Below are 17527 nucleotides of genomic sequence, written 5' to 3'. Positions count from 1 at the left end.
CGGCGGATCGCTCCGCCGCCGAACACGCGGATTATTTCTTGGCGAGGAATTTCTGCTGCGCCTTGGTCAGATAGTCTGCCCACTGGTCGGCAAGGTCCTTGGCCGAGATGTCGCCGAGCATCGCCTGCTGCGAGGTCTTGATGGCGAGCGAATCCTTGAAGAAGGCGAATTCTTCAAGATAGGTCGGCATGACAGTGGGAACGGTGTTCTTGTCGGCCAGTTCCTGGAACCAGCCCTTGAACTGATCGCCGGCGTAGAAGGGGTCCTTTTCCGCGGCCGTGTAGGCCGGGAGAGCGCCGATCTTCTTGTTCCAGGTGAGATTGCCTTCCGGTCCCTCAAGCGTTTCGATCAGCTTCCAGGAGAGATCCTTGTTCTGGCTGCTGGCGAACATCGACCAGCCGCCATAGCCGATGGTCGGGAAGGATTTGCCATCCGGGCCCTTCGGCAGCGGTGCGACGCCGAAATCGTCCTTGCTCATGCGCTCGGCGACGGCAATCAAAGCATCCGGATCCTGATCGAGGAAGGCGCAGGTGCCGGAATAGAAACCGGCGACGACTTCGTTGAAGCCCCAGTTGACGCTGTCCTTCGGCGCGTATCCCTTCTTGTAGAGATCGACCATCCATTCGATGCCCTTGGCCCAGCCGGCGCTGTTCATCGTCGAAGTGCCGTCATCCTTGAAGTACTTGTTGTCGCCAGCCATGGAGGCGGCGAAGATCATCCAGCCGTTGAGACCGCCCGGACCGCCGCGCATGCAGTAGCCGTATTTGCCCGGCAGCTTCGAGACTGCCTGCGATGCCTTGACGAAATCGTCCAACGTCTTCGGCGGCTCGCTGACACCTGCGTCCTTCAGAAGCTTCTTGTTGTAGAACATGGCACGCAGGTAGAAGCCATAGGGCAGCATGTAGGCCGTGTTCTTCACGTCGCGACCGAGCTCGAGGGCTCGCGGCGTCAATTCCTTCGTGTGCTCCCATTTCGCCAGGTAAGGCTCGAGGCTCTCGAGCATGCCGTTGTTGCCGTAGAGCGATAGCCAGGTGTCCGGCATTTCCATAACATCGGGCGTGTCACCGGCCGAGACCATGGTGGCGAACTTCTGGAAGGCTTCGTTCCAGGGCAGGGAGATGATGTCGACCTTGGTCCCTGGGTTGGCGGCTTCGAACTTGGCGACGATCGACTTGAGCGTCTCGGTGCGCTCCGGGCTCGTGATCACTTCCACCAGCTTCAGAGTCGTGCCGGCAAAGGCGGTGCCCGCCATCATGGCGGTAAAGAGTGCTGCTGTTATCAGTCTTTTCATGTTGTTCCCCTTTTAGGTTTTCCTCACAGGTTGCTTAATTCACGAGGCGGCGGCGATTGCCTCCTCGAGTTCCTTCCACAGGGCTTCGGTTCCTTCGAGGCCGATATGGAGACGCACGGAGCGCGCGTTGATGCCGAATGCGTGTGCGGAATTCGGCTGAGCTTTCTGCTGCAGCACGACTTCGCCCGGCACGATCAGGCTTTCATGTCCACCCCAGCTCACACCCAGTTTGAAGAGCCTGAGGTGGTTGGCGAAGGCGCGGACATCCACGCCCTCGCCGAAGATGAAGGAAAACAGGCCCGAGGTTCCGTTCAGGCCGGCAGGCAGGCGATTGGCAAGGCCCGGATGGCAGACCTGCTCAACGACGTCGAGCTCCTGCAGCCGCTTGGCGATCGTCATCGCCGCAGCCTCGTGCGCCTTCATGCGGATCGGCAACGTGCGAAGACCGCGAATCAGAAGCCACGCGTCGAAGGGCGAAAGCTTGCCGCCCAGATAGGGGTAGGCTTCGGCCTTCAGCCGCGCGATCATCTCCTTCGAGCCCGCGACCACGCCGGCGACCACATCGCTATGACCACCGAGATATTTGGAGGCGGAGTGAATGACGAGGTCGACGCCGAGCTTGAGCGGCTGCTGGAAATAGGGAGTTGCCCAGCTGTTGTCGATCATCGAGACGACGCCATGCTGCTTGGCAAGCGCCGCAAGCGCGCCGACATCGTGCGCTTCCATGATCCAGCTGGTCGGGCTTTCCATATAGAAGACCTTGGCGCCGGGAAGCGCCTTGGCGACGGCTTCCTCGTCGCGGCCATCGACATAGGTCACTTCGACCTTCATCCGCTTCAGAACGGTGCCGAAGAGGCGGAAGGCATCGGGATAGACATGCTTGACCGCAACGATCCGGTCGCCCGGCTCGACAAAGCTCAGAACGGCTGACGAGATTGCCGCCATGCCGCTGGCGAAACCGAGCGCATCCTCGGCTCCCTCGAGCTTAGCCAGCATTTCCTCGAACATGCGTACCGTCGGGTTGAGGCCGCGCGTGTAGATCGGCCGTACCTTTTCGCCGCGGTAGGAGGCGATCATCTCATCATAGCTGGAGAAGGTGAACAGCGATGTCTGGAAGATCGGCGGCACCACGGCTTCGGCGAAATTGCCGTCGTCATGGGCTGTGATGAGGGATGCAAGTTCGAACGGCTCTAACCCGTCAGTCATTTGGACATTTCCTTGATGTCTTCCTCGACCACGTCGAGAATTTTCAGTGTTTCGGCGCGCGCCGCCTCGGGATCCTGATCGACGATGGCGTTGAACAGCGTGCGGTGAAAGGGAAAGGACCGGCGGGCAAAATCCTCCCGGTCGAAGGGGTGATCCCAGAAACGCTCGAAGGTTTCGCGCATCTGTTCGAGAAGTTGCCTGAACAACGGATTGTGCGTGGCGTCGTAGACCGCCAGGTGAAACGCAAGGTCCTCCGGTCCGGAAGTGCCCTTGGCGATGTGGACGCGCTCCATCTCGTTGAGCTTCTGTTCGATGATGACGACATCTTCGTCGGTGCGCTTTCGCGCTGCCACCATGCCGGCCTCGCATTCGATGCCGCGGCGGACCTCGAGCGTCTGCAGCAGCGCGTCACGCAAATGCGGGGGATCCAGCGAAAGCGGCATATGGATGGTCGCCTTGGAAACGGGCTTCAGCAGATAGGTGCCGCTGCCCTTTCGCGATTCCATGACCCCCAACGCCTGAAAGTAGGTGATCACTTCGCGGATCGTTGAACGCCCGACGGAAAGTGCCGTCATCAGCTCTCGTTCAGTAGGCAGCCGATCACCCGCCTGCAGCTTCGAGGACTCGATGAAGCTCGACAGCGCGTCGATGACTTGCTGCGTGCGGTCGATGGAAGGAAGTGGTGTGAGCATGGCCTTGGTCATGGATGCTAAATTGGTCTGACATCTGCCATCAGGTCAATCCTTTTTTGCAGAAAATACGATTTTTTCTGTGGTCGATATCGTCCAGCCTGCAATCCATCGAATTGTAAGGAGGAAGGGAGGTCGGCCGCAGCCTTCAAGAGCGTCGGCAGCGCTGATAAAAGGAGCGCAATGTGAGTCCCGGATTGGAAGAGAATGGCTGCGCGAGATCGATATTCACGGAAACTGGAATGCGCGAAATGTGGACACGCCGGTTTTGCTGAGGTTTCGGAGACCGATGACCGCCGCACATCCGGTCGCGACTTCAAGATCGATGAGATGCCCCGAGGCTTTTCCACCGAGCGACAGTCGCCCGATCCGCGCAAGCATATGATGAAGTGCCGCTGCGGCGCCGTCTTCAGGTTCGAACAGGATACGGTCTATGCGCCCGGCGGCGAGCCGCGCCGATAGAAAACTGTATCCAGAAAAGAAAAAAGCCTCGCAGAGGCGAGGCTAAGCTTGTGTTGCTCCGGGGAAATCGGAAGCAACGCGGCGTGGTTTAATCGTGACTGTTCATTCCGACTAGGTCACTATTGGCGATTACGGTACGCTCGCATAAAAAAGCTCTGCGAGTTCTTGGGCTCGCCCACTGGTAGAGTCATCAGCGCTGCTGTCTTTAAACCGCTCCATGATTGCATGGGTCGGGATTGTCTTCCAAAGGATGTAGGAACGGGATCGCCAAACCATCTTGACGTGCATTAGTGTTCAGCTACCGTTCATTTGGGTGGAGGCAAAAGGCATGTACCGCAACGCCTTGCGGTCGTCGAGGTCCGGCTTCCGATCGGCTTTCCGATCCGGTCGCCGGGCCTCGCAGATACTTAAAGAATTTGGATATTCGCATGCGACTGCTTCTCGCTTTCATCGACTGGGTTCGCCGCCGCCGTCAACGGCGACTGGAGTGCGAGACGATACAATATTCGGCGGATGATCCGTGGGTCCTGCAGCAGATCGAAAAATTCGAGCGAGAGTTGAAGCGTTAAAGCGACGGCGATCGGGCGTCGCCGGTCTCGCGCCTAGTCTTCAGCCGTCAGCAGCTTCTTTTGCCTAGCTTCGCGCAGGTGCTTGTAGACGGTTGCCCGCGAAATGCCGAGCAGGCGGGCGAGATAGGGCACCAGATTGCGGATGGAAAAATAGCCTTCCTGTTCCAGCCGCTCGACCAGGGTTGCGTGATCTTCCTTGGCAAGTGCGGAGGCTGCAAGCCCTCGTTCGCCGAGAAAATCCGCGATGGCGGCGTTGACGGTTTCCTGCCAGTCGGCATGGAAAAGCGCCGATGGCTGAGCACCTGCCCCTTGAAAGGCTGCCAGCAGGTTCAGGGCGTCGCGAGCCGCTTCGATCGGTGCGATATCAAAATTGATGCACAGCAATCCGTAGGGTTCGCCCGTGCCGTTTCGCAGTACCGCGGTGATTGACTTGAGCTGCCGTCCGTCGAAATTTGTCTTGCGATAAGGTCTGACAACATCGGCGCCAAGCGATCCGATATCCTTCAAGTCGGCAAGCGACGAGCCGCCGACATCGCGCCGTGAGATATTGTTGGCGATATAGGCGATCGTCTGCGTTTTCAGGTCATGAATGACGACTTCCGCATGTGGCTTGAGCAGGATCGCGACGGCTTCGGCGACTGGCGCGAACTGCAGCACGTCATCTTGATCAGGCGCTGTTTCGCTATTCGGGTCAATCTTTCTCGACATCGCTTCTTTCCGTCTGAGGTGTTTACATTAAGTCTATATTTGACAAATTGTCAACGCGCCGCTAATTTCGAGCCAATAAACGTCGGCGCGGATGTGTGCCGATCATTCTAGGAGAAACGACCCATGCCGGTCCTGCCAGATTTCAAGCTCGAAACCTATTTCTCGAAGTGGGAGTTCAGCGCGCGCTATCATATGACCGCATCCGACGTGCAGAGCATGACCATGGCGGAATTGCTCGACATGGCAACGCCGGAGCAGCGGCAAGCCCATGAGAACCTGTGGTTGGGATATACCGAAACCTTCGGCTCTCCGGAGCTGCGCGATATCATCGCTAGTCTGTATCAACAGATGCAACGGGCGGATATTCTGTGCTTCGCGGGCGCGGAGGAAGGCATCTATATCGCCATGCATGCGCTTCTCGAAAAGGGTGACCACGCGATTGTCGTGACGCCGAACTACCAATCATCCGAAACGATCCCGCTCAGCATTTGCGAGGTCTCCGCCGTGGCGCTTGATCCGCAGGACAGCTGGTCGCTCGATATCGACGCCGTGGGTGCAGCCATCCGGCCCAATACCAAGCTGATTTCGATCAATTTTCCGCATAATCCCACGGGCAAGGTCCTCGAACGGGAGAGATTCGACGCGCTGGTCAATCTTTGCCGTCGCCACGGCATCTGGCTCTTCAGCGACGAGGTCTATCGGGGTCTCACTGTCGAAGGTCGGGCCATGTTGCCGGCCGCTGCTGATGTCTATGAGCGTGGTGTATCGTTGGGCGTCATATCGAAAGCCTATGGGCTGCCGGGGCTGCGCATTGGCTGGATCGCCTGCCGTGATCATGGCCTGCTTTCGAAGATGGAGCGGATGAAACACTATCTCTCTATCTGCAATTCCGGCCCGAGCGAAAGCCTGGCGAAGATCGCTTTGCTCAACGCCGACAGGATATTGGAGCGCAACAACCGCCTGATCGCCTCCAATCTGGCAAAGCTGAAATCGCTGTTTGCCGATTTCGAGCATCTTTTCGATTGGTACACGCCCGATGGCGGCTGCGTCAGCTATCCCCGCTACAAGGGTGCGGACGGCGTCGAGACTTTTGCGCGGGAGCTGGTCGAGCAGGCAGGCGTGCTACTGCTGCCCGCCAGCCTCTATCGATCGGATCTGAACGAGACGCCGGCCGACCGCTTCCGCATAGGTTTCGGCCGCGCCAATATCGATGAAGGCATTGCGGCAATGCGCTCCTACCTGCTTCGCAATCGCGCCTGATCCTCGCCGGCGTCCGTGGCGGACGCCTGTGGCAGGCGGAGACGAATGGATGGCGCAAATCAGCCGCCGATACTACAATGCCGTCACCGAAGATCGAGAGTGACGACATTGGCGCAGAGAGCTGGCAAAGCTGACCTTCCGTTGCATGGCGGCCGCGTGCCGCGGTGGCTCGGCGACCGGATGACGAGACTGGGCGCCGTCATCACCGAGGCGGTCGTCCAGCATTATGGGCGCGACGAGCTGTTCCGTCGGCTGGCCAATCCCTTCTGGTTTCAGTCCTTCGGCGCCGTGATGGGCATGGATTGGCATTCCTCCGGCATTACGACAAGCGTGCTCGGAGCATTGAAGCGCGGCCTCACGCCGCTTTCCGGCGAGCTTGGCATCCATGTTTGCGGCGGGCGTGGCGCACAGTCGCGCAAGACGCCCGACGAATTGCTCCATATAGGCGATCGGGTCGGCATCGATGGAGCATCGCTTGCCAGCACAAGCCGGCTGATCGCGAAGGTGGACAGCGCGGCACTGCAAGACGGGTTCGATCTCTATCTGCACGGCTTCATCGTGGCGGATGACGGCAAATGGGTTGTCATTCAGCAGGGCATGAACGGCGATCGGCGGCAGGCCAGGCGATATCACTGGCTTTCCGAGGGTTTGGCCAGCTTTCTGGATTCTCCGCATGCAGCAATCGAGGGAAGGGAGCAGGGAGAGATCATCAATCTTGCCGATCGGCGGGCCGAGCGCTCTCGCAAAGGCCAGCTGGATTTGCTTGCGTCGCTGGGGCCTGATAAAATCATTCGTGAATTCAAGGTGCTGGATGGAGAGGCTCCAGTGGTTCGCGAACAGGACGCGCAACCGATGTTGCCATATCTCATCATGCCCGCGCATCATGATGTGCGCGAGGAGGATGTGAACATGCGGCGCCTGCATGGAAATCTCGCGGCTGCTGCGGATCGCGGTCCGGTGGATTTCGAGGATCTGCTTCTGACGCCGGGTGTCGGCGCGCGAACGGTGAAGGCACTGGCGATGGTTGCTGAGGTCGTGCACGGCGCGCCCTGTCGCTTTTCCGACCCTGCGCGCTTCTCGCTTGCCCATGGCGGCAAGGATCGTCATCCCTTTCCGGTACCGTTGAAGGTCTACGACGAGACCATCAACGTGATGAAATCCGCCGTCAGGAAGGGGCGCTTAGGCCGGGATGAAGAGCTGGCGGCTCTCAAGCGACTGGATGACCAATCGAGGGTTCTGGAGCGCTACGTCACGGGACCCGATCTTAAGGAAATCGTTGCCGGCGAGTTCGATAGATCCTTCTCTTATGGCGGCCGCAGCGTCTTTGGCTGGGAGCCCGCGACGAATTCCGAAGACGATCGCACACCGAGCGACTTCCGTTCGTCCGGGCGCTGAGCCGACAAATTGGCGGAAGAAGGCAGCTTGCCGAGGCCGCTTTGATGTTAACTCTTGTCGAGATATGGCGGGTCACATCGTTGCTGGTTTTGGCGCCGATGGAGCTTCGGTCGCCGGCCATCGTCACGTCATCGACGTGCAGCCAATCCGCTATTGCAGCCCCCGAATTGATTAATGGACGTAGTTAATTTTTTAACAATTGCGCGACTATTGTTGGAACAGAACGTGGAATCGAGAGTTTCCGAGCCAGGCCGGAGGATTAGAGATGAATTTGAAGATCGTCACTGCGCAGTCGGAAGTCGAGACTGATGATACCGGAACCTATCCGGATGGCATGGTCGAGCGCATGCTTATCGACTTCTCCGCGAGCTACGAACAGCAGCACCGCAAATCCCACGAGCGTGACTATGGCGCGCGCAAGGCGATAAGGCCCATTCCGTTCGGTCTGGTCTAGTCTCGCCGGCGGCTGGTGCCGCTCAAGCTTGGGGTAGCTCAAATATAGAGCGGGGCCATTCTACGCCATGCGCCAGCCCTGTGCGCGCGACCATTCCAGACATGCAAGTGGTGGCCGATTTGTTTGTCCGCGAGCAGCTGGCTTAGATGGCGATTGTTGTCGAAGAATGGGTCGGCGTCGCCGATCGTCAGCACGATATCGACCTGCCTCAACCTTTCCAGCTGCCATTCGCAGGCCAGTCCGGGCAGGAAATGCGTCGGCGTATGGAAATAGATATCGTCGTCATAATAGCCGTCGAACAGATCGGCAAAGGATTCGATCTGCATCGTCAGATCGTAGCGGCCTGAAAAGGCGACGAGCTTGCGAAAGAGATGAGGGTGGCGGAACACCAGGCTGGCTGCCTGGAAGGCCCCGAGGCTGCAGCCATGGACGATCGTGCATTCATGGCCGTTCTTCTGCGCCATCAGCGGCAGGACTTCATTCAGGATGTAATCCTCGAAAGCCCTGTGCCGGCGAATGCGTTCTGCCGGATGCTGGCCATAACCGTAGAAGGTTTCGCCGGCGAGCCCTTCTATGCAGTAGAGCTGAAGATGTCCGGCATTCAATTTTTCCGCGAGGCTGGCGACGATGCCGATCTGCTCATATTGCCAGAAGCGCCCGTCTCTCGTAGGAAACATCAAGACCTTGGCGCCGGCGTGGCCGAACACCAGAAGCTCCATGTCTCGTTCCAGCCGCGGGCTGTACCAGCGCAGATATTCGCGGTTCATGACACCTTGAAAAAACGTCCCACCCTATCTCGCAGAATTGCGTTCTGCTCATCCATAGCATCATATTCGAAATGGCCGGCGTCCAGGATGAAGATTTCGTTAAATTTCTGCGTCGCATTTACGACGGCGAATTGGCAAGGCGGCGCCACGGCGGGGTCGAAAAGGGCAGGCGCGATGAGCATCGGCACCTTGATGCGGCTTGCTGCGATTGCGGCATCGAAAAAGCGCAGAGTCTCGAGCACGCTTCCGTGTTTCTCCTGATAGATCTGCACGGATTGAGCACTGCCCACGGTTGGCAGGGTGAGCCAAAGCTGCCGATGGCCGAATGTCGGGACGACGAGATGACCGCGATCGATGCGGGCGTCGTAGGGGATCGCGAGAGCGCCGATGCCGCCGCCGAAGCTGATGCCGCTGTAGCCGATGCGGCCGGCAATCCACGGATAGAGGGTTTCCAGGGTTGAAACCGCAAGCCAGAGATCTTCGACGCAGCCGCCGATGACGTAGGTATCGCGGCTCTCTATGCCGCAAATGACGTGGCCCGAAGCATCCGCTGGAATTTGCAGGCAGGCGCTGAGAGACAGGCCGCGGGAGCAGGGAAACAGTACCGCCGTCTCTTCCAGCGGCAGATCAAAATCGGGTTGGTCTCTTCCGCCATAACCATGCCCGACGACCAGTCCCCGCCGCACCTGCCCCTTGCGGGGAACAAGAAGCCAGCCGTTGATTTGAAACGATCCGGTCGATGTGAAGCTGATATCGAAGACATGCCAGTTTTCGTGGCGCAGCTTGCCGTGGCGGAGCCTCGGTTGTGGATCGACCGATATGGCAGCACTGTAGCGCTTCTGCCAGAACGCGTCGAAGCCGGCCGGCGCCTCCGGGAGCTCGATGAAGCGGAGCTGTTCGAGCTGCATGCCATAGGTTGGGTCGAAGGCGAATGGGTGGACTGTCGGGATGCTCATAAGCGCGTTTTCGCGTGAATGCGCCGACGGCGCAAGGCCGAGATTCCGCTCCCCATCGGTTCTGATGTCTATTGCCCCGGCCTATCGACGCGATAAAGCACATGTGGTCGCAAGATATGCCCCGGCGGCACCGTGATGTCGTCAAAGTCGCCATCTTCCACACGAGCCATGCCGATCTTTTCCATCGCCTGCCGGGATGGCAGGTTGATGTTCGACGTGTAGCCGATCACGCATTCGGCACCCAATTGCTGCCAGGCGAAATCGAAACAATGATGGCTGGCTTCCGTGGCATAGCCCTGCCGCCAATGGGCTGTCCGAGAATCCAGCCGATCTCCAGCAGGAAACTGCCCGGAACTTCCGGTCCGGGACGCGACAGACCCGCGCCCCCAATCAGCGCACCGTCGGCTTTACGCTCGACGGCAAGGAATCCAATCCCGTCCCGCATCAATCGCTCATTGGCCTGGTCGATCAGCTTATCCGTTTCCGCCGCTGTCAGCAGACTCGGGTAATAATATCGTCTCACTTCGGCATCGGCATTGATGGCAGCGAACGGCGCACGATCCCGATCCTGCCAGGGCCGGAGGATGAGCCGGGAGGTTTCCAGAGTAAGCATCATGCCCCTTGCAATAAAAATATTCGACATCACGTAGCCTGCTGCGCCGCTCCTCCGGCATCGAGGAGTTTCGCGGCATCTCCATCCATGAACCCGCGCAGAAAGTCCACCGCTGCGTGCAATCGGCGTCGTTCAGCAACGCACCGATATGCATCCGCTGCGACCTGCTGACATACAACGAAAAGATGAGGCAAACAGCCTGGTATTCTTGCGGGCCGAGGTCGCCTGCGCGTTATTCTTGGGGTATACTGCCTCCATGATCAGGATCTTAGCAGCACTCGTCGGAATCTCGATTGCGGGCTCGGCATTGGCGGGGCAGGGCCAGGTTGTTCCAGTCGCCGACAAAATCCAGGATTGCTCGAACGCCGCCGATCAGGTGTTATCGAAGACAAAGGGGCGCTTGCTGTCCGTCAGGCCGCGCGACAATCGCTGCATCGTGACCGTGATTGTACAGCATGGCGAGCAACGGCCAGAAAAGGTCGTCGTTCGTGTCGACTATATCGATACCGATTCTAATCAAGAGAATGGCCAATAGCTGCGAGTGGTAAAGGGGATCACGTGAAAAATGGGCGATATCATCCCGTTCAGGCGCACGACGAGATATAGCAAGCGGCTTGACGAGCAAGCTCGCATGGAAAGAGAATTGCTGCTTCCCTTCGCGAAGGTGGAAGCGTTCCATGCAAATTCGGCGAAGCTCTTGGCATTGGACGCTACGCCCAAGACCGGCCTTCCGTTGCACGGCATTGCCATCGTCCTCGGTACGTTCCTCGTCTACGCGCTGGTGATCTCGCATGTTGTCGGACAGGCGCATTATTCGGCCCGCGCCAACCTCATGCCCGCGGTTTTCGTGGAGAATTAGGTCTCCCCGGGCAAGCATAGCCGCGCTACTGCAGGTTTCGCGGCGAACTAAGCCCGGCAAGCAAGCTGCGTTTGACGACGTAATTTCAGCACTTTTCTTTCCTACGGCGCTTCTACTGGCATGGCGATGGCATCTGGTCGCCGCGCGAGGCGGCATGGGCGGTGTCTGTTCTCATCTGTGTTGAGAAGCCCGTCCGGGGTGTCGGCGATCGCGGCAGCTCGGTCGTCCGACTATGAGAAATATTTAAGCCTGTTCGTTAAGTGAAGATTTCACTGAATCTGGTGTAGTCTAGATCAGGTGCTTGTTTGTGGAGTGCATTCCTTGTCGCGGCTTAGAATTCAACAGCTGCAATGGATCGGAGCCATAGCTGTTATCATGGTTTGCTTGATGATGGCCGGCTCGACAATTGCCTTCAGCTTATCGGATTACATCAATTACAAGCGAGGCGTGACGGAATTCAGTCGATTCCATGTCGCGTTGCATGCAGCCGCGGCGATCTCGCGGGAGCGTGCGCCGGCAAACAGTCTTATGAGTGCTCCCGAAGAACAACAACCGCCGTTTGCCGTTGCCCTGAAAGAGAGCAGGGAAGAAACCGACCGGGATATCGCTGCCATAGAGACGCTGTTTCGGACGGAGATCGATACATCGCCGGAGATGCATAGCGCATTCGTAGCCGTCAAAGCTCAATTGGAGACTGGCAGAAGTGCGGTGGATGCAGTCGCAGCGGTTCCGTACAGCGAGCGAAATGGAGCTGGTATTGCCGACGCCATCCAGGCGATGTTCCGCGCTGCGGATCGCGCCCAGACCTATCGCGACGTGGCTGGACGCTCGATTATCGCTCTGGCGCCGGAAACGAGTGCCGAGGTCATACTGACCTCCCTGGCCGGAACACTGAGGGAGCGTGCAGGTCGGGTCGGATCCTATGTCGTGATGATGCTGATCTCCCAGGGGCAGGCGCGCGCCCACTATCGCGTTGCTTTCGACGGCGAATTGAACCGGCTCCTCGAAGTGAATGCGCTGCTGAAAACCTATGCTCCCGGCGCCCTTCAATCCCAGGACATCGCCCAGTTGCTGGATCAAGTGACCGTAAACTACTTCGCCAGGTCCTTGCCCTATGCGCAACAGGTAGCTTTTGAGCTCAATGGCGGCAGTCCGCCCACGCCGGCTGAATTCAGCGCAAAATACGTTCCAGGACTGAAGTCGACGGAAAAGCTGCGCGAGGAGATCGAAAGCAGCGCGCTGACCTCTCTGCAGAAAATGCGGGAGAAGGCCTTCAACATCATGCTGGTCTCGACGCTACTGGCCGGCACGGCGATATCTGTCATGCTTGGATTGGCTTACGTGCTCGGACGATCGCTTTTCCGGCCGATGCTTGCGGCCATACGGCAGATCGAGGATATCGCTGCCGGTAATCTGCTGCAGCCGCTACCCATGCCTCACGCGGGGCACGAGGCGCGTGAGATGTTCCAGCGGCTCGATCTGCTGCGGGAGCAGCAGCGTTTCAAGCGGCATCTGGAGGTGGAGCGCAAGTCGATGACGGAGGAGCTGAGGCGCCTCTCGCAAACCGACGCGCTGACCGGCCTTCTCAATCGTCGTGCACTCGGCGAGGCCATGGAGGAACTGTTTACAGATTCCGGAGCCGATTTCGGCGGCATTGCCATCATCATGTTCGACATCGACCACTTCAAGTCGATCAATGATCGCTACGGGCACGCCGTCGGAGATCTGGTGCTTCAAAGGACGGCGCAGATTTTGACCCACTATGTGCGCGCGCAGGATCTATTCGCTCGCTATGGCGGCGAGGAGTTCATTATCATATTGGTCGATGTCACCGAGACCTTCGCCCACACCACTGCAAAGCGGCTGTGCGAAACCCTTGCGCAGACTGTTGTCAACGAGGAGCATGAGCTGACGGTCACCGCCAGCTTCGGCGTCGATTGGCGAGCGGAATGCGCCTCGGGGCAGTGGGAGGAGCTGGCAGCCGTTGCCGACAGGCGGCTCTACCAAGCCAAGCGGAACGGTCGCAATATGGTTTGTTTCTCCGATATGCCGGAGGAAGAAGCAGCGGCAGCCGCCGAGGAAACCCGGCCGCGTGGCGCAAGCGGCGCGGATGCGGCGTGATGAGGCAGCCTGTTCCGTTGCCCGAAGGGTGAGGCAACTTATCCAAGACCAGTGGCATCAGCCCTTTAGCCACAATCTCGATCAGTAGGTAAGTGTGACGACCACCGTATCGGTATAGCTGCCCGGAGAGGGTGTCGTCTGAGGTGGCACACGACCATAGACGGTCAAAAGCTGTGCCGTTCCAGTGCCGGTCCCAGCCACGGTACTGCCGGGTGTATTGGCGTCACCCCAGGGCTGTGAGCGGTTTGAATCCTTGTAAAGGCCATAAGTCACGGTCTCCGTCCCCTTGGACATCTTTCGCGCCGTCGGTGCAGCGCTCGCGTTGCCGCCATTCAGCGAGATCGTATAGGTCGTGCCTTGCGTGCAGGTCGCAGTCACCGAGCCCGTCGCATCGACATTGGTGTGCAATACGCCCTGTGTCCCGAAATTGACATTCTGGATGCTGACCAGACAATTGGCGGCGACACTCGCGCTCACGCTGAACGGAGCCGTTCCCACCGAACCAGAAGGGGAATCGCAATTGGTGGCGCTGCTGTAGCTGTAGTAAAAGGAAGTGTCTGTGGTCGAGAAATTTGATGTAAAAGCGCCCGCCGCCGCCGTCGGTTGACTGCCCAGGACCGTACCGTACAGGGTCATGCTCCCGGTTGCCGCGCTCAAAATGCCTCCGAGTATGGTCATGGTCATGGCGAAGGCAGGCGCCCGCGACGGATAGGACCAGGTGCTCGATCCCCAGACCACGGTTCGGCCGGAATCGGAGTAAATCTGATAATTTAATGGATTGGTTCCACTCACCATCTGCCGGGCCGTTGCCGAGGAAGCGCCGCCGCTGCCCAGTCCCAAGTTCGGGCAGATGAGGATACGTCTGCCGCCATCGAGGAGGCCGCCGGTGCAGCTGATGTTCAACGTGGCGGTTGAGGTTACGGGATTGCCGGACAAAGTATCGACGGCGCCAAAATTCATGTTGGTGACGGTGAAATTGCAAGTCTGCGCAAAGGCCAGCGATGGCAGCAGCGCGACGAGGAGAAAGGCAATGGAACGAAACATTTTTTCAACCTCCTCTCAGAAACATTTCACATTGTCGATCGCGACCTGCTCTCCACGCTTTGCCTCGTAGGTGAACTGGGCGTGGCACATGCTTCCGTCTTCGAGCGATACTTCGATCGAGTTTCGCTCGTGCAGTCCCCGGATATAGGCCTGGCCGTCATAGCCGATGACGAACTCCTCATCCGATCCCTGCAATTTGCCGCTGAGACCGGCGGGCAGAGGTACGCCATTCTTGTCCCCGATCGTCACAAGTGCTGCCTGAGGGGCCTCTGCCACGCCGAATTTGACCACGACACCGCTACGATCCGCGGGGACGACGACTTCCTTCGTCGCCGGTACATCGGCATCAACGGGAAGGTTCTTGGGATCGATGGAGACGGTATTCGGCTCGTAGGAATTGAGGTTGGGCACCAGGATGCGGCCGTTTTGGTTGGTCTTGCCAACCGGCCTGTTCTGCTGCTGGACCTCGACATCGGGGGCGCCGACATCGACGACGGCAAAGGCATCGTCGATGCGGTTGGTTGTGAAGACGCCGCCGCCGGCAGCCGCAATGGCACCATCCATGCGAACCGTCGCGCGCGCATCCCGATCTTGCTGCTGAACGCCGGCTTCGACTTGCCCGAAAGGCGCCCGGTAGCTGACTGCCGCTTCCCGGTTCCTGTCCTGCCCTTCGGATGTGCGCAACCGCCAACCGAAGCTGCCATTCTCCTGCTGCATCGACTTGGAAACGTCGGCAACCAAATCGAGCCCGTCGGGCCCGCTCTGAACGCCGGTATTGGCGGTGATATTGCTCCCGAACGGGATAGAGAGACCGGCAAAGACACCGAAATTGCTGCGCTCGTCGAGATCGGTGAATGCGGTGGCGTATAGCGTCGCGTGCTTGAAGGTTTGACTGTAGGAAAGGCTGGCGATGTTGCTCTTCGTGCCATCAGCGTTTTCGAGCCTCGTGTAGGAAAGATTGAGGCTCGAAAGGTCCAGCGGCGTCGGCGCGCTCACAGTGATCTGGTCGATCGCGCGCGGCACGCCTGTGCTGAATATTGTGAATTCACCTGCGGAGCTCGCCGTCGGTTTGGCGGATACGGATGCGATGTCATCGTAATCGTCAAAGGCGCGCTGCACGCGCGCATAGAGGGCCCATCTGTTGTGGTTCAATTCGAGCGAAGCATTGACGAGCGCGCCGGACCGGTCCTCGCTCTTGCTTGCTGCAGCCGCAACCGAGGCCACGCCCCAGGCACCCAGTGGGAAAGCGGCGCCCGCGCCGCCATTCAGCAGATCCGTTCCGCCCTCGAAATGGCCCTCCAGCGTCAGCCAATCGGTCAGGCCGTAGCGAGCGGTGGCAACGCCCATGATCCGGTTGTCATAATCGTCTGATTCCGTTCCGAAATTTCGACGGGGGACACCAAGTTCGGCCGAGAAGTCCATAAGGCCGCGCCGCAGAAGCCGGTTGGAGGAATAGAACGGCAACGTTTGGGTCGTCTCCCGCCCAAGGCTGTCGCGCAGCACGACCGTTGCTTGTCCGCCGCCTGAAAAGACGGGCAGATTGGTCACTTCGAACGGCCCTGCGGGGACGTCGCCCGAATAAGTCCTGACATTCTGGGCATAGATCTCGAGCGTCGAGGGGACCGCGGCAGTTCCGGCGAATGCCGGAAGAGGCTGGGTCACCAGATCCGAGCGCAGGGAGAAATTGCGCTGAAATTGAATGCCGCCGAAATAGACCGGCCGCGTCCATGAGAGCCCGCCGGTCGTCAGGTCGCCCGCACGATAGGTGATCAGATTTTTCGCATCGGAATAGCTCCAGGTCGTATTGAGGCGGGTCACGCCGTCGAGACTGCCGTTGGAGTATCCGGCGATGAAGGATTGGCTGAGCGTGCCGTAGGGACTGAAAAGCCGAGCGTCGAACGATCCGGATATTCCCTGGAATATGCTGGAGTCATTTTTGAAAAGGCTGTTGGAGCTTGCATAGAGAGAATAGTTGAGCACGGCGCCATAGCCGGCCTGGGGTGTCTGGGCCTTGCTCTCCTCCTCTTGCCTGACGTTGATGACGTGAGGCGCGCGCTCTTTGTCATTCGCCTGAATGTAGACCCGCTGGGTCGGATCATCGACCTGATATGACAAGCCGGGCAGCGCGCCGAGTTCAATGAGCTTGTCACCCTCCGCGTGTGCCGGGGGCTTTATGCCGACCTCGCGCAGCTCCTGGGCGGTTGCTGCAAGCGAGCCGTTCGGGTGCTGTTTGAAATTGCCGATCATCTTTGTTGAGACGTTGTTGATGAATACTTCAAGGTAGACGTCGCGCGTGCCGGCGGACTGGTCGGCGGTGGCACCAGCGGCTGGCAGATCGGGAACTTCTTGAGCACGCAGTGCCGAAACCGAGAGAAAAATGCTTACAAAGACGGTGCCGGCCCTAGTTTTTCGCGACGGCGACGTTTGCATTGAACGGCCCAAGATCGCTCTGGCCTTGCAAGGTGATTGTCCCGCCCGCGAGATATCTTGCCGTGGCAATCGGCCATTGCATCGTCGCGCCGCCGAGGACGTATCCGACCAAGCCGCTACGGCTGGCGATTTTCGCGGATCCCTGAGTGAGAGTTAGGTTCGATAGCCGGAAGCGGCCGCCGCCATTATTCCTGCCGGTCAAAAGCAGGCTGTTGCCTTGCTTGCTGAGGTTCCAGGAGACTTCGGCTGGTTTGATATCGGCCCTCTTGAAAAAGACGGGAATGGAATGGCGCATGATCAGCGTTACCGTTCCGGACCGCGCGAGCTTCGGATCCGGTAATTCGTCGACGATGACACGGTACGTCTCCTCCATTTTCACCGGCGTCTTGCTCGTGCGAACCACCCGGACGACATATTGGCCGTTCGGACTCATCTTCGCCGAAGGGGGGCTCGCAACGACATCTCTCGTCGGCTCGAGCCGCTCTACGCCACCGGTCTGGCTCCATTTGAAGATGCGTACCTGAACATTGATCGTGTGATCCCCGTCGTTGGCGAGGTTGAGGACCGCAGTACCGGATGGCGCAATGAGCTCCAGGCTGGTGGGGGCCACGCGCAGCGATGCTGCGTTCACGCCGTGGGTACTCAGAAACAAAAGCATGGTCATGGCAATGCGTGGCAACATGCGTTGCATGGCAGCCTCCTG

At 58.9% G+C, this 17527-nt stretch carries 17 protein-coding genes and 1 pseudogene; 8 read left to right on the top strand and 10 right to left on the bottom strand.

Annotated elements, in window-relative coordinates; genetic code table 11:
* Positions 1-31: 31 nt before the first annotated feature.
* From GA0061102_RS12895 to GA0061102_RS12885, 3 genes are read right to left on the bottom strand one after another with little or no spacing between them, the layout of a single operon-like run.
* Positions 32-1291 carry an ABC transporter substrate-binding protein gene (locus tag GA0061102_RS12895; RefSeq protein ID WP_092847747.1) on the bottom strand — a complete coding sequence of 420 codons (1260 nt, stop codon included), beginning with the start codon at positions 1289-1291 and terminating at the stop codon, positions 32-34.
* Positions 1292-1330: 39 nt separating this feature from the next.
* Entirely contained in the window at positions 1331-2497 is a 1167-nt protein-coding gene (locus tag GA0061102_RS12890) for a PLP-dependent transferase (protein WP_092847744.1), read from the bottom strand.
* Positions 2494-3189 carry a FadR/GntR family transcriptional regulator gene (locus GA0061102_RS12885; RefSeq protein WP_092847918.1) on the bottom strand — a complete coding sequence of 232 codons (696 nt, stop codon included), beginning with the start codon at positions 3187-3189 and terminating at the stop codon, positions 2494-2496. Before GA0061102_RS12885 ends, GA0061102_RS12890 begins: the two co-directional genes overlap by 4 nt.
* 204 nt (positions 3190-3393) lie before the next feature.
* On the opposite strand from GA0061102_RS12885, the gene GA0061102_RS34050 reads away from it, so the two are divergent.
* Positions 3394-3648 carry a hypothetical protein gene (locus tag GA0061102_RS34050; protein WP_092847741.1) on the top strand — a complete coding sequence of 85 codons (255 nt, stop codon included), beginning with the start codon at positions 3394-3396 and terminating at the stop codon, positions 3646-3648.
* A 428-nt stretch (positions 3649-4076) separates the two neighbouring features.
* Positions 4077-4217 carry a hypothetical protein gene (locus GA0061102_RS33145; RefSeq protein WP_167667971.1) on the top strand — a complete coding sequence of 47 codons (141 nt, stop codon included), beginning with the start codon at positions 4077-4079 and terminating at the stop codon, positions 4215-4217.
* 33 nt (positions 4218-4250) lie between these two features.
* Here GA0061102_RS33145 and GA0061102_RS12875 read toward each other — a convergent pair whose 3' ends face one another.
* Entirely contained in the window at positions 4251-4925 is a 675-nt protein-coding gene (locus tag GA0061102_RS12875; protein ID WP_092847738.1) for a helix-turn-helix transcriptional regulator, read from the bottom strand.
* A gap of 123 nt (positions 4926-5048) precedes the next feature.
* Between GA0061102_RS12875 and GA0061102_RS12870 the strand changes: the two genes are divergently transcribed.
* From GA0061102_RS12870 to GA0061102_RS12860, 3 genes are all read left to right on the top strand, one after another.
* Positions 5049-6185 (top strand): aminotransferase class I/II-fold pyridoxal phosphate-dependent enzyme, encoded by a 1137-nt coding sequence (locus tag GA0061102_RS12870; protein ID WP_092847733.1) that lies wholly within the window; start codon positions 5049-5051, stop codon positions 6183-6185.
* A gap of 108 nt (positions 6186-6293) precedes the next feature.
* Positions 6294-7580: a DUF763 domain-containing protein gene (locus tag GA0061102_RS12865; RefSeq protein WP_092847731.1), complete on the top strand. Its 1287-nt coding sequence runs from the start codon at positions 6294-6296 to the stop codon at positions 7578-7580.
* A 265-nt stretch (positions 7581-7845) separates the two neighbouring features.
* Positions 7846-8034: a hypothetical protein gene (locus tag GA0061102_RS12860; protein ID WP_092847728.1), complete on the top strand. Its 189-nt coding sequence runs from the start codon at positions 7846-7848 to the stop codon at positions 8032-8034.
* A 38-nt stretch (positions 8035-8072) separates the two neighbouring features.
* Here the strand turns inward: GA0061102_RS12860 and GA0061102_RS12855 are convergent, their stop codons facing one another.
* The 3 genes and pseudogenes from GA0061102_RS12855 to GA0061102_RS12845 form a co-directional block, all read right to left on the bottom strand.
* Positions 8073-8801, bottom strand: a complete 729-nt coding sequence (locus GA0061102_RS12855; RefSeq protein WP_092847726.1) for an esterase family protein — start codon at positions 8799-8801, stop codon at positions 8073-8075.
* Complete coding sequence (locus GA0061102_RS12850; protein ID WP_092847723.1) at positions 8798-9757, bottom strand: acetylxylan esterase; 960 nt, start codon at positions 9755-9757, stop codon at positions 8798-8800. Before GA0061102_RS12850 ends, GA0061102_RS12855 begins: the two co-directional genes overlap by 4 nt.
* Before the next feature lie 68 nt (positions 9758-9825).
* Positions 9826-10370 (bottom strand): annotated as a pseudogene (locus GA0061102_RS12845) (GNAT family N-acetyltransferase).
* Between the two features lie 148 nt (positions 10371-10518).
* Between GA0061102_RS12845 and GA0061102_RS12840 the strand changes: the two are divergent.
* The 3 genes from GA0061102_RS12840 (at position 10519) to GA0061102_RS12830 (ending at position 13350) form a co-directional block, all read left to right on the top strand.
* Positions 10519-10905 carry a hypothetical protein gene (locus tag GA0061102_RS12840; RefSeq protein WP_092847716.1) on the top strand — a complete coding sequence of 129 codons (387 nt, stop codon included), beginning with the start codon at positions 10519-10521 and terminating at the stop codon, positions 10903-10905.
* Between the two features lie 30 nt (positions 10906-10935).
* Positions 10936-11229: a hypothetical protein gene (locus tag GA0061102_RS12835; RefSeq protein ID WP_092847705.1), complete on the top strand. Its 294-nt coding sequence runs from the start codon at positions 10936-10938 to the stop codon at positions 11227-11229.
* A 375-nt stretch (positions 11230-11604) separates the two neighbouring features.
* Complete coding sequence (locus tag GA0061102_RS12830; protein ID WP_092847702.1) at positions 11605-13350, top strand: GGDEF domain-containing protein; 1746 nt, start codon at positions 11605-11607, stop codon at positions 13348-13350.
* Positions 13351-13431: 81 nt separating this feature from the next.
* Here the strand turns inward: GA0061102_RS12830 and GA0061102_RS12825 are convergent, their stop codons facing one another.
* From GA0061102_RS12825 to GA0061102_RS12815, 3 genes are read right to left on the bottom strand one after another with little or no spacing between them, the layout of a single operon-like run.
* A complete protein-coding gene (locus GA0061102_RS12825; RefSeq protein ID WP_092847697.1) occupies positions 13432-14394 on the bottom strand; it encodes a Csu type fimbrial protein in 963 nt (320 codons plus the stop codon).
* A 15-nt stretch (positions 14395-14409) separates the two neighbouring features.
* Complete coding sequence (locus GA0061102_RS12820) at positions 14410-16824, bottom strand: fimbria/pilus outer membrane usher protein (RefSeq protein ID WP_092847694.1); 2415 nt, start codon at positions 16822-16824, stop codon at positions 14410-14412.
* The gene (locus GA0061102_RS12815) at positions 16796-17515 is read right to left on the bottom strand and encodes a fimbrial biogenesis chaperone (protein WP_092847691.1); all 720 of its coding nucleotides are present in this window, start codon (positions 17513-17515) and stop codon (positions 16796-16798) included. The genes GA0061102_RS12820 and GA0061102_RS12815 overlap by 29 nt, the downstream gene beginning before the upstream one ends.
* Positions 17516-17527 lie beyond the last annotated feature (12 nt).

It is taken from the genome of Martinezella miluonensis (assembly GCF_900094545.1).
GTDB classification, from domain to species: Bacteria; Pseudomonadota; Alphaproteobacteria; order Rhizobiales; family Rhizobiaceae; genus Rhizobium; species Rhizobium miluonense.
This window is presented reverse-complemented; position numbering and strand designations above follow the sequence as displayed.

What these genes read in the sequence shown, in the direction of transcription:
- GA0061102_RS12835 (WP_092847705.1), top strand. Translation starts at nt 10,936, where the DNA reads ATGGGCGATATCATCCCGTTCAGGCGCACGACGAGATATAGCAAGCGG.
- GA0061102_RS12890 (WP_092847744.1), bottom strand. Translation starts at nt 2,497, where the DNA reads ATGACTGACGGGTTAGAGCCGTTCGAACTTGCATCCCTCATCACAGCC.
- GA0061102_RS12820 (WP_092847694.1), bottom strand. Translation starts at nt 16,824, where the DNA reads ATGCAAACGTCGCCGTCGCGAAAAACTAGGGCCGGCACCGTCTTTGTA.
- GA0061102_RS12860 (WP_092847728.1), top strand. Translation starts at nt 7,846, where the DNA reads ATGAATTTGAAGATCGTCACTGCGCAGTCGGAAGTCGAGACTGATGAT.
- GA0061102_RS12815 (WP_092847691.1), bottom strand. Translation starts at nt 17,515, where the DNA reads ATGCAACGCATGTTGCCACGCATTGCCATGACCATGCTTTTGTTTCTG.
- GA0061102_RS12885 (WP_092847918.1), bottom strand. Translation starts at nt 3,189, where the DNA reads ATGCTCACACCACTTCCTTCCATCGACCGCACGCAGCAAGTCATCGAC.
- GA0061102_RS12875 (WP_092847738.1), bottom strand. Translation starts at nt 4,925, where the DNA reads ATGTCGAGAAAGATTGACCCGAATAGCGAAACAGCGCCTGATCAAGAT.
- GA0061102_RS12870 (WP_092847733.1), top strand. Translation starts at nt 5,049, where the DNA reads ATGCCGGTCCTGCCAGATTTCAAGCTCGAAACCTATTTCTCGAAGTGG.
- GA0061102_RS12830 (WP_092847702.1), top strand. Translation starts at nt 11,605, where the DNA reads ATGGTTTGCTTGATGATGGCCGGCTCGACAATTGCCTTCAGCTTATCG.
- GA0061102_RS12850 (WP_092847723.1), bottom strand. Translation starts at nt 9,757, where the DNA reads ATGAGCATCCCGACAGTCCACCCATTCGCCTTCGACCCAACCTATGGC.
- GA0061102_RS12825 (WP_092847697.1), bottom strand. Translation starts at nt 14,394, where the DNA reads ATGTTTCGTTCCATTGCCTTTCTCCTCGTCGCGCTGCTGCCATCGCTG.
- GA0061102_RS12840 (WP_092847716.1), top strand. Translation starts at nt 10,519, where the DNA reads ATGCATCCGCTGCGACCTGCTGACATACAACGAAAAGATGAGGCAAAC.
- GA0061102_RS34050 (WP_092847741.1), top strand. Translation starts at nt 3,394, where the DNA reads ATGGCTGCGCGAGATCGATATTCACGGAAACTGGAATGCGCGAAATGT.
- GA0061102_RS12895 (WP_092847747.1), bottom strand. Translation starts at nt 1,291, where the DNA reads ATGAAAAGACTGATAACAGCAGCACTCTTTACCGCCATGATGGCGGGC.
- GA0061102_RS33145 (WP_167667971.1), top strand. Translation starts at nt 4,077, where the DNA reads ATGCGACTGCTTCTCGCTTTCATCGACTGGGTTCGCCGCCGCCGTCAA.
- GA0061102_RS12855 (WP_092847726.1), bottom strand. Translation starts at nt 8,801, where the DNA reads ATGAACCGCGAATATCTGCGCTGGTACAGCCCGCGGCTGGAACGAGAC.